Here is an 11230-nt window from a genome sequence, read left to right as displayed (position 1 = left end):
TTAGAAAGGAGGTGATCCAGCCGCACCTTCCGGTACGGCTACCTTGTTACGACTTCGTCCCAATCGCCGATCCCACCTTCGACAGCTCCCTCCACAAGGGTTGGGCCGCTGGCTTCGGGTGTTACCAACTTTCATGACGTGACGGGCGGTGTGTACAAGGCCCCGGAACGTATTCACCGCAGCGTTGCTGATCTACGATTACTAGCGACTCCGACTTCATGGGGTCGAGTTGCAGACCCCAATCCGAACTAAGGCCGGCTTTAGGGGATTAGCTCCACTTCACAGTATCGCGACCCGTTGTACCGACCATTGTAGCATGTGTGAAGCCCTGGACATAAGGGGCATGATGATTTGACGTCATCCCCACCTTCCTCCGAGTTAACCCCGGCAGTCTCTCATGAGTCCCCACCATCACGTGCTGGCAACATAAGACAAGGGTTGCGCTCGTTGCGGGACTTAACCCAACATCTCACGACACGAGCTGACGACAACCATGCACCACCTGTACACCAGCCACAAAGGGAAGGACCATCTCTGGCCCGGTCCGGTGTATGTCAAGCCCAGGTAAGGTTCTTCGCGTTGCATCGAATTAATCCACATGCTCCGCCGCTTGTGCGGGCCCCCGTCAATTCCTTTGAGTTTTAGCCTTGCGGCCGTACTCCCCAGGCGGGGCGCTTAATGCGTTAGCTACGGCACAGAAACCGTGGAAGGTCCCTACACCTAGCGCCCACCGTTTACAGCATGGACTACCAGGGTATCTAATCCTGTTCGATACCCATGCTTTCGCTCCTCAGCGTCAGTAACTGCCCAGAGACCTGCCTTCGCCATTGGTGTTCCTCCTGATATCTGCGCATTTCACCGCTACACCAGGAATTCCAGTCTCCCCTACAGCACTCAAGTAAGCCCGTATCACCTGCCCGACCGGAGTTAAGCCCCGGTTTTCCACAAGTGACGTGACAAACCACCTACGAGCTCTTTACGCCCAGTAATTCCGGACAACGCTCGCACCCTACGTATTACCGCGGCTGCTGGCACGTAGTTAGCCGGTGCTTCTTCTACAGGTACCGTCAATTCCTCTTCGTCCCTGTCGAAAGGAGTTTACAACCCGAAGGCCGTCATCCCCCACGCGGCGTCGCTGCATCAGGCTTGCGCCCATTGTGCAATATTCCCCACTGCTGCCTCCCGTAGGAGTCTGGGCCGTATCTCAGTCCCAATGTGTCCGTACACCCTCTCAGGCCGGATACCCGTCGACGCCTTGGTAGGCCATTACCCCACCAACAAGCTGATAGGCCGCAGGCTCATCCCACACCGATAAATCTTTCCACCACCCACCGAAGGATGGTCCTATCCGGTATTAGACCCAGTTTCCCAGGCTTATCCCGAAGTGCGGGGCAGATCACCCACGTGTTACTCACCCGTTCGCCACTCGAGCACCCCCAGCAAGCTGGGGGCCTTTCCGTTCGACTTGCATGTGTTAAGCACGCCGCCAGCGTTCATCCTGAGCCAGGATCAAACTCTCCACAAAAACTGCAAAAATGCAGGCGAAAAGCCTGACACCAGGCAAAAAAGAACAACTGACAAAAATCACTGATGTTTGCCATCGTCCAAAAACCACAACATAAAACTCATACCGCCGACCCCCACCGACGAGGTGGAACGGGGCCGACGCAACCACAACCGTGCCCCCCAACAGGGGACACGACCGCGCATACCATGAGCAATGCCGCACCACACTAGGAACCACAGGCCATCAAGACCCGGATCCCGTGCATCTCAGGCGGGCCCATATGGAAGGACACCACCCCAGGTACGCCACCCGACCGGACCGACCCACAAACCGGGACCAGACCAGCCAGAACACCCACGCCACACACGATCACACGATCATGTATAAACAAAAGTACATTGGCACACTATTGAGTTCTCACACAACAACCGTATACTCTCTACCGAAGCTCGCTCCGGCTTTAAGCAACTTGTTCGATGTTATTCTCTCGTTTGAACTGAGTCAAACTCGGGATTAAATCTCTTTGTCGTCATCCGCAGGGAACCTCTCGGCCCCGTTTCGTTGGCGACTCGTTTGATAGTAGCCAGAGTGTCCCGCCAAACCCAAATTTCCCGGTTTTTCTTCCTGTTTTCGCTGGAAACCGGAGATTTCCGCCCGCCCGTCATGTTAGGGGCGCCGCCCCTCCTCCGCCGCCCTTGCGGGAAAAAGGCGACGCGGCACCACCGTGTCCGGGCAATGCCGCGTCTACAGCCGAGCGTCGACAAGCGTGCTCAGTGGTAGCAGGCCAACAACCCGTCGGGTCCGTCGATGACCTTGATCGGGGTGTTGAAGATGTCGGTTAGCAGCTCATCCTGCATGATCGCGGCCGGCGAACCGAAAGCGACGATCTGCCCGTCCTTGACCGCGCAGATGTAGTCGCCGTAGCGGGCGGCGAAATTGATGTCGTGGAGGACGACGATGATCGTCCGGCCGAATTCGCGGGCCGCGTCCTGCAGATGCCGCATCATCTGCACCGAGTGGGCGATGTCCAGGTTGTTGAGGGGCTCGTCGAGGAGCACGTAATCGGTTTCCTGGCACAGCACCATGGCGACGTAGGCGCGCTGACGCTGGCCACCGGAGAGCTGATCAAGGTAGCGACCCTCCAGATCGGTGAGGTTGAGGAAGTCGATGTAGCGCGAGACGATCTTCTCGTCCTCCTCGGTGAGCCGGCCACCCGAGTAGGGGAAGCGGCCGAAACCGACGAGCTGACGGACGGTCAGCTTGGTGACGAAATGGTTCTCCTGGCGCAGGATCGAGATGATCTTCGCCAGGTCCTTCGACTTCGTCTTGGAGATGTCGTGCTGGGCGACGGTGATGTCGCCGGCGTCCATGGTCAGCAGGCGGCCGATCATGGTCAGCAGCGTCGACTTGCCGGCGCCGTTGGGCCCGACCAACGCGGTGATGCCGCCGGCCGGGATCTCGAGGTTGACCGGGCCGATGGCGACGTCGGAGTTATACGCCTTCTGGACATTGCTGAGGGTAATCACAGGCGTCCCTTTCTCATGATGACGAGGAGGAAGACCGTGCCACCGACGATCTCGATGAGGATGGAGACCACGCCCTGGGCGTAGAAGATGTGGTTCATCACGAAGTAGGCGGTCGTCAGGACGACGAAGCCGATGACGGTGGCCATCGGGAAGATGAAGCGGTGGTCGTAGGTGTCGGAGAACTGATAGGCCAGGGTCGCGACGAGGAAGCCGAGGAAGGTCATCGGCCCCACCAGAGCGGTGGAGACGGCCATGAGGACGGCGACGAGGACCAGCGTGTAGACGGCGTTGGTCTTGAAGTTCACGCCCAGGTTCATGGCGGTGTCCCGGCCGAGGGCGATGACGTTGAGCCGACGGGAGTTGACGTAGAGCAGTCCCGCACCGATCAGGCACAGCGGAATGGCGATCGGATAGTAGGAGGAGTCCGCGTTGTTGACCGAGCCGAACAGGCGCGCGGTGAGCACGTCGAACTCACTCGGGGTCAGCAGCCGCTGCATGAAGGTGGCGATCGAGCCGAGGCCGCCGCCGATGACGACGCCGATCAGCAGCATCGCGTGGATGTTGGTCGTGCTTGAGGTCAGCAGCCAGGAGTAGAGCACCAGCGAGAGTCCGACCATGAGCAGGATCTGGACGACGAACATGCCCAGGTTGTTCGCGTTGACCAGGCCGACGGCGCCGAAGAAGAACACGGTGCCCGTGTGGATCACGCGGTACAGCGACTCGAAGCCCATGATCGACGGGGTGACGATGCGGTTGTTGGTGACGGTGTGGAAGGCGACCGTCGCCATGCCCTGGCAGATCGCGACGACCGCCATGGCGATCACCGAGTCCAGGCGACGCTGGGCGATCAGCCAGAATCCAGGGGTCCCGAACTCCATGGGGTTGTTGTAGGCGAGGAGGCCGAGGGCCGACAGGCTCGCCAGCGCGAGCATGGACAGCAGCAGCACCCAGTACTTCCGGCGGCCGCGGGCGGTGGTGAAAGCGCCGACGTGGCGGTCCTGCGCGGCGATGGTGGTTGTCATGGCTCTGCCTCCTATGCCTTCCTCGTCGTGCGAAGAATCAGGACGACGAAGACGACGGCGCCCACGATGCCGAGGATGACGGAGACCGGCATCTCGAACGGCGAAATGATGGTTCGGCCGATGAGGTCACAGACGGTGACCACGGCGACGCCGGCCAGGCACACCCACGGCAGGTTCGAGCGGAGGTCGTCGCCGCGCATCATGGACACGACGTTGGGCACGATGAGCCCGAGGAACGGCAGCGCGCCGACGACGACGGTGACCACGCCGGTGGCGACCGCCACGAGCGAGGTGCCGAGCAGGATCATCATGTTGTAGTTGATGCCGACGTTGGTCGCGACGTCCTTGCCCAGGCCTGCCACGGTGAGCCGGTCGGCGAAAGCGAACACGGCGAGGACCACGAAGACGACGATCCAGAGCACCTCGTACTGGCCGGAGTACACGGAGGTGAAGGAGCCGGCGAACCAGATTCCCAACTGCTGCAGCATGTCCGTCTTCAGCGCGAAGAAGGTGGAGATCGCGCTGACCACGGCGCCGAGCATGATGCCGATGATCGGGACGACCAGCGAAGACTTCAGCGAGACCCGGCGCAGGAACAGGAAGAAGACCATCGTTCCGATGAACGCGAAGATCACGGAGACGATCATGCGGTCGAGGACGGAGGCGGTCGGCACCAGATAAATGGTCACCAGCAGGCCGAGACCGGCCCACTCGGTAGTGCCGGTGGTGGTCGGTTCGACGAAGCGGTTCTGCGTCAGCAGCTGCATGACCAGCCCGCACATCGCCATGGCGGCGCCGGACAGAACCAGGGCGACGGTGCGTGGCACTCGCGTGGTGAAGAACATCTGCCGGCCGTCGGCCTGGCTGAAGACCCCGTACTCCCCCACCATCAGCGAGACGACCAGCAGTGCGACGACCGCGAGGGTGGCGACGAGGAGTTTCCAGTCCACCAACCGCTGACGGGTACGCGCCACCCGCCCGGTGGGCCGCTGCGTTGTCTGTGTCATGAAGGCTTTTCTGTCTCTCAGGTCCGTACATAGTTAAGCGCTGAACCGGCGACGGCCCAGCAACTTAGGTCCACCTTACTCACAGCATCTCTCGACGAACAAGAGTGGGGGCACCCTTTAGCGAAGAAAAGTGTGGCCTAATTCAGCCACGCTGATCAGGTCCACACTGCCTTCGGGATAGGTCGGGCCTACTTCTGCGACTCGAAGAGGTCCGCCATGCCGTTGAGGATTTCGGTGTAGGTGATGATCGACTCGTTCGTGTAGGTGTCGCCCGGCGCCAGGTAGATGGCGTCGTCCTGGACGGCGGTCACGTTCTGCAGGGCCGGGTTGTCACGGATGACGTTCTCGGCCGCGGTGTAGGTGGCCGGGTCGGTCGACTGGACGGCCGCGTCACGGTCGAGGACCAGGAGAATGTCCGGGTTGGACTGGGCGATGGCCTCGACGGAGATGTCGTCGCCCTCGTGGTTGGAGGAGGAGCCCGCCACCTCGAGGGCCGGGGTCATGCCGACCAGGTCGAAGAGGAAGCCGTAGGTGCGGCCGACGCCCGGGGCGATGTAGCCGATCTCGCCGCCGGAGACGTTGACGGCCATGACCTTCTTTGCCGGGTCGTAGGCCTCGCGGGCACGCTCAAGCGCGGCGTTGAACTCGTCGACCAGCTCCTGGGACTCCTCCTCCTTGTCGAAGATCTTGCCCAGCTCGGTGACCTGGCGGATGAGCTCCTGGTCCCAGGCCTGGCCCTCTCGGGGCTCGAAGTCCACCAGCGGGGTGTCCGGGTTCAGCTTCTTGATGTCCTCGTCGTGGGTGGCGAAGCGCTGACCGGAGACGATGAGATCCGGCTGGGTCGCGGTGATGATCTCGAGGTTCGGCTCGCGGTGGTTGCCGATGTTGAGGGTGCCGTCCTCCTCGGAGTACCAGTCGGCCCCCTTGGGCAGCAGGTCGAGCGGGGCGGCGGCGAGGTCGACGTCCCAGTCGTGGAGGACCTCGAAGGTGCGGTTGTCCAGCGCGACGACGGTCTCCGGATCCACCGGCACTTCCTGGGTGCCATAGTTGTCCTCGACGGTGACGGTGTCGGCGGACTCCGCGGCTTCCGAACCAGCGGCCGGGGAGGACTCGGCGGAGGAGGAGCCCTCGGTGGCCGAGCAGCCGGTCAGGATGAGGCCGGCGGAGGCGACGAGTGCGATCGCGGAGCGACGGAAACGGGACATGATTTTCCTCTTTCGGGTCTTAACAAGCCTTAGTTAGGTAAGGGTTACCTTCGACCTGGAACCCTACGGCCCAGGGATTAGCGAACGCAAGTGTTTCCTAAATACTTTTTCCGTCGCCCCCATCGCCCCTCGAACGTTTTCCCAGCTGGGGGCCAGTGACCCCGCATCCCGCCACCGGCTTATGTGGGCCAGTTCACATCCCACGCCGGCCGCGACCGGAAAAGGGTGGCGGCCGCCACCCCCAATTCGGAGGTGGCGGCCGCCCGGCAATGCTCGTTCCGGACTAGCTGTTCTGGCGAATCAGCTTCTTGGCTTCCTTCTGGGCCTGCTTGGCTTCCTTCTTCGCTTCCTTGGCGGACTTGTCGGCCAGGCCGTCGGCCAGCAGCGCCACGCCCATGGCCACGAGCCAGGAGTCCTTGGCCAGGGAGATTCCCTCATAGGACGGACGGATGCCGTCCTCCTCGGTGTTCTCCGGGTTGCTGAAATACATCGTCAGCAGACCGGAACCGAAGGCGGTCAGGCCGGCGCCGGCGACCCAGTTGGGGACGACCGGCGCCAGCAGCGCCGCACCCAGAGCGGTCTCCGCGTAACCCAGGTAGGTGCCGAACTTCTCGGCCGGCAGGTTCTTCAGCGCCGGAATGCCGGACGCGGCCGCCTCCTGGATGCCCGTGGACATCTCGGCCGGCATTCCGATCTTGCCGATGCCGGAGTTTGCGATGAACAGGCCCGGGATAATGCGCAGAGCAGCGGTGGCGATTACAGACATGGTGTGTCCCCTTGCGGTAAGTCGATTGTTGTCGTGTCTCCTTTTCAGGATAGGCCCGAACCGGGACCCGCGCAACGAACCGGGGCAGTCTCACAGCAACCCTGCAGTCAGATCTCCAGACGGAGGGCGTCCTGCTCCGCGTCTACCAGCCACCGGGCACCGGTCAGCGGGATGCGCTCGCCCCCGGTGCGGCCGAAGGTGTCGCCGTCGCTCAGCGTCGCCCCCTTCTCCGCCACGTAGGCCACCAGGTCGCACAGGAGGGTGAAGATCTCCGCGGGCTCCGCCGCCGAGGCCACGACCTGCAGTTCGGGGTGGCCGAGGTCCGCCAGCCCGAACGTGTAGGCGGTCAGTCCGTCGTCGCCGGCCCACAGCCAGACCGGCGCGTGGAGATAGACCGGCGGCTGGGTGGCGTCGGCAAGCTGGCCGCGCAGCGCCCGCAGCCCCATCGTCGTGCCGGGGCGGACGTAGCCGACGGCCTCCTCCATGTCGATCAGGCCGCGGATCGCCCGTGCGTGGGCCTGGCGCACCTCCCGCCTTTCTTCGCGGGCGCGCCCGGGATTGCCCCCGCCCAGTCGGGCGGCGACGACCAGAAGTTGGGCGCTGTGGTTGATGATGTGCGGGATCTCCTCCTCCTCGGTGAGGATGGGGTGGATGTAGTCCACGACTTCCTGACCGGCGTGGGAGGCGTCGATCGGGGTGAGGAAAAGTTCGACGCCGCCGTCGCTGTACTGGATGATCGCCGAGCCGGTTTCGCCCTCGGCGCCGACGCACGCCCCGGGCGCGAACCGGCGCACGAGCTCCAGCAGGGACTCCGCGTCGCGGTGGCTCGAGAGCAGGATGGTTCCCATCGCCACGTCGTTGGCGGGCGGAGTCTGGGTCATGGTGGAGTCCTTCAGGCGTAGACGGGCGGTGCTCCCGACGACAATACCGAGCTACTCCGGCCAGGCCGAGTTCCGGATCTTGTCCACAAAGTTCTCGCGCTCGAAGCTGGGGTCCCTGTCGGCGAGCACGTCGGACTTGATGTTGCCGAAGACGGTGGCCGGGCGGTGCTTGAGCCCCTGGTAGAAGGAGTCGATGACTGCCTCCTTGAAGTTCACCCGGGGATGCAGGGCGGTGACGGCGTCGCGTTCAGCCGGGCTGTAGGCGTCGAAGTCGAGGCCCATGACGTCCATCTCGACGCCCCGGGTGGTCAACGCGACCTCCGGCTCCATGTGCAGCGGGATTCCCGGGGTGGTGTGCAGCGCAATGGCGAGCCAGGCGGTCCTGGCCTTTGCCTCCGGGAGTCCGTGGGAGGTGAGGAATTCGTGGGCGACGTCGGCGGCGTCGACCTCGAAGCGCTGGTCGTCGCTCATGTATTTGTCCGTCAGCCCGAGGTCGTGGAACATCGCCGAGACGTAGAGAATCTCCGGGTCGTAGCTGAGTCCCTCCTTGTCGCCGCGTAGCGCCGCGAAGAAATAGACGCGGGAACTGTGATCGAAGACGAATTCGGTGGCGACGTCGCGGACCAGTTCGGTCGCCTCCTTAGCGATGCCCGAGTCCGGGATGGTGATGCCGTTGAGCGTCATGACTCTCTCCTTGTCCTTGTTCTGTCACTATGGTCACTGCCCAGTCTGATCGGCTGACGTAGACTTTTCCCATGCGCTCCACTGACGGGTCCCCCACAGAAAAGGACGTCGGTATCCTCGCCTTCCCCGGAGTGACCATGCTCGACGTCGCCGGTCCCGCCGAGGTCTTCTCCCGCGCGGGCGGCTACGGGCTGCACTACCTCTCCCCCGCGGGGGGCACGGTCCGCAGCTCCGCGGGCATCGCGATCGCGGACACCCTCCCGCTGCGCGCGGCGGGTCCGGTGGACACGCTCATCGTCGCGGGCGCCAACGACCTGGAGCATCTCTTCGACGTCGAGCGCCACCGCGCGGACCTGCTCCGGCTGGTCGGAACCGCGCGGCGGGTGGCCAGCGTGTGCACCGGCTCCTTCATCCTGGCGGCGCTGGGGCTTCTCGACGGCCGGAAGGCCACCACCCACTGGCGCGAGACCGCCACCCTGGCGCGACGGTATCCGCGGGTGGAGGTCGAGGAGGACGTTGTCTTCGTCCGCGACGGCCGCTTCTTCACGTCAGGGGGAATCACCACGGGCATCGACCTGTCACTGGCGCTGGTGGAGGACGATCACGGCGCAGAACGGTCCCGGAACGTCGCCCGGGACATGATCGTCTTCATGCAGCGGGCCGGCGACCAGTCCCAGTTCTCCGACGCGCTGAACCTGTCGTCCGTCCACCACGAATCGCTGCGGCGGGCGATGGCCGAGGTGATCGACCGGCCGGCGGGCAAACACACGCTGCAGAGCCTGGCCAGGGCCGCGCACCTGAGTACCCGCCATCTCACCAGGCTCATCCAGGCGGAGACGGGAACCACCCCGGCGCGCTGGATTGAGCAGGTGCGTCTCGACGCCGCCTGCCGGCTGCTGTCGGCGAACTACGGCGTCGCCGACGCCGCCGAGCTCAGTGGCTTCGGCAGTGACGAGACCATGCGCCGGGTGTTCCGGAAGCACCTCGATCTCACGCCGACGGAGTACCGCGAACAGCGCCGCGGCTCCTGACCCGACGGCCTAGGGCTTCATCGAGCCGGTCTCCTCGAAGCGCTGGTGGAAGGACAGCGCGGTGGACAGGTCGTGCGGGGTGTGGACGTTCTTGCCCTTGAGCGCGCGCTCGACGTACTCCTCCAGCAGCGGACGGTACTCCGGGTGAGCGACCTTGATCACCCGCTTGGCACGTTCCGCCGGCGCGAGGCCACGCAGGTCGGCGATGCCGTACTCGGTGATGATGACCATCGCGTCATGCTCGGTGTGGTCGATGTGGGAGGCGAAGGGGACGATGGCCGAAATGGCGCCGCCCTTGGCCGTCGACGGGGAGATGAAGGTGGAGGCGATCGCGTTCCGGGTGAAATCGCCCGAGCCACCGATGCCGTTCATGACCCGCGTACCGGTCACGTTGGTGGAGTTGATGTTTCCGTAGATGTCGGCCTCGATCATGCCGTTGGAGGAGATGAGGTCCATGCGGCGGATGACCTCGGGGTGGTTCGAGACGTGCAGCGGGCGGGTGATGATGTACTTGCGGTAGTGCGCTGCCTTCTCGTTCATCACCTCGGCCGCGTCCGGGGAAAGGGAGAAGGAGGTCGCCGATGCGACCGTCATCTTGCCGGCGTCGATCAGGTCGAGCATGCCGTCCTGGATGACCTCGGTGTAGGCCTTGATGTTCTCGAATTTTGAGTCCAGCAGGCCGGCCATGACGGCGTTGGGGACGTTGCCGACGCCGGACTGCATGCAGAACTGGTCGTAGGCCAGCCGGCCCGCCTCCACCTCACCCTCGAGGAAGCCGAGGAAGTTCGAGGCGATCTGCTGGGAGCACTCGTCAATCGGGGTGAAGGGCGAGTTGCGGTCGGGCGCGTCGGTCTCGACGACGGCCACGACCTTATTGACGTCGATGTCGATGTAGGTGGCGCCGATGCGGTCACCGGTGTCGGTGATCGGGATCGGGACCTTCGAGCGCACGCGGTAGATGTCGGCCATGCCCTCCAGCTCCAGCGACTGCCAGGCGTTGACCTCGACGATGATCTTCTTGGCCTTGTCGAGGATCTCGACGTTGTTGCCGACGCCGGAGGACGGGATGAGGTGGCCGTCCTCGGTGATGCGCGTGACCTCGACGACGGCGACGTCAATGTCGCCGTAGACGCCGGTGGCGATCTGACGGGCGGAGTGGGACAGATGAACGTCCGCGTACAGCAGGGAGCCGCCGTTGATCTTGCTGCGCATCGTCGGGTCCGACTGGTACGGCATACGGAAGCGAATCGCGTCGGCCTCGGCGAGGACCCCGTCACAGTCCGGCGCCGTCGAGGCGCCGGTGTACAGGTCGATGGCGAAGTCATCGCCGCGGGCGTGGGCCGCCTTGGCCCGCTCCGCGATCGCGGTGGGCAGCGCCTTCGGGTAGGCGGCACCGGTGAAACCGGAGAATCCGACGACGTCACCGTGGTGGATCAGTTCCGCCGCCTCCTCGGCGGTCCGAACCTTGTCACGAAGCCCGACGTGGCTGATGCGCTCATTCATGGTGTTCTCCTGCTGGGAATCGGAAATAGGACGACAGCCCCCAATGTGCTACACAACACGTTTAAGTGCCGGGGTAATCAGCGCCATATTTCCCACAG

General features: G+C 63.8%; 9 protein-coding genes and 1 rRNA gene. 1 reads left to right on the top strand and 9 read right to left on the bottom strand.

The window, feature by feature from the left end; translation table 11 throughout:
* Window positions 1–4: 4 nt before the first annotated feature.
* From CGUA_RS03800 to CGUA_RS03765, 8 genes are all read right to left on the bottom strand, one after another.
* A 16S ribosomal RNA gene (locus tag CGUA_RS03800) occupies window positions 5–1525 on the bottom strand.
* Between the two features lie 752 nt (window positions 1526–2277).
* Window positions 2278–3033 carry an iron ABC transporter ATP-binding protein gene (locus CGUA_RS03795; protein WP_290197767.1) on the bottom strand — a complete coding sequence of 252 codons (756 nt, stop codon included), beginning with the start codon at window positions 3031–3033 and terminating at the stop codon, window positions 2278–2280.
* Entirely contained in the window at window positions 3030–4055 is a 1026-nt protein-coding gene (locus CGUA_RS03790; RefSeq protein ID WP_290197766.1) for an iron chelate uptake ABC transporter family permease subunit, read from the bottom strand. Before CGUA_RS03790 ends, CGUA_RS03795 begins: the two co-directional genes overlap by 4 nt.
* A gap of 11 nt (window positions 4056–4066) precedes the next feature.
* Window positions 4067–5062, bottom strand: coding sequence for an ABC transporter permease (locus CGUA_RS03785; RefSeq protein ID WP_290197765.1), 996 nt, complete (start codon window positions 5060–5062; stop codon window positions 4067–4069).
* Between the two features lie 188 nt (window positions 5063–5250).
* Complete coding sequence (locus CGUA_RS03780; RefSeq protein ID WP_290197764.1) at window positions 5251–6267, bottom strand: siderophore ABC transporter substrate-binding protein; 1017 nt, start codon at window positions 6265–6267, stop codon at window positions 5251–5253.
* 283 nt (window positions 6268–6550) lie between these two features.
* Window positions 6551–7033 carry a hypothetical protein gene (locus tag CGUA_RS03775; protein ID WP_290197763.1) on the bottom strand — a complete coding sequence of 161 codons (483 nt, stop codon included), beginning with the start codon at window positions 7031–7033 and terminating at the stop codon, window positions 6551–6553.
* Window positions 7034–7140: 107 nt separating this feature from the next.
* Entirely contained in the window at window positions 7141–7914 is a 774-nt protein-coding gene (locus CGUA_RS03770) for a DUF4261 domain-containing protein (RefSeq protein WP_290197762.1), read from the bottom strand.
* A gap of 51 nt (window positions 7915–7965) precedes the next feature.
* Window positions 7966–8598, bottom strand: coding sequence for an HD domain-containing protein (locus CGUA_RS03765; RefSeq protein WP_290197761.1), 633 nt, complete (start codon window positions 8596–8598; stop codon window positions 7966–7968).
* Window positions 8599–8669: 71 nt separating this feature from the next.
* Between CGUA_RS03765 and CGUA_RS03760 the strand changes: the two genes are divergently transcribed.
* Window positions 8670–9629, top strand: coding sequence for a GlxA family transcriptional regulator (locus CGUA_RS03760; protein WP_290197760.1), 960 nt, complete (start codon window positions 8670–8672; stop codon window positions 9627–9629).
* A gap of 9 nt (window positions 9630–9638) precedes the next feature.
* On the opposite strand, the gene scpC is transcribed toward CGUA_RS03760, so the two are convergent.
* Complete coding sequence (gene scpC / locus CGUA_RS03755) at window positions 9639–11132, bottom strand: succinyl-CoA:acetate CoA-transferase ScpC (RefSeq protein WP_290197759.1); 1494 nt, start codon at window positions 11130–11132, stop codon at window positions 9639–9641.
* Window positions 11133–11230 lie beyond the last annotated feature (98 nt).

Origin of the sequence: Corynebacterium guangdongense, assembly GCF_030408915.1 — a bacterium.
In the GTDB taxonomy this organism is placed as follows: Bacteria; Actinomycetota; Actinomycetes; order Mycobacteriales; family Mycobacteriaceae; genus Corynebacterium; species Corynebacterium guangdongense.
This window is presented reverse-complemented; position numbering and strand designations above follow the sequence as displayed.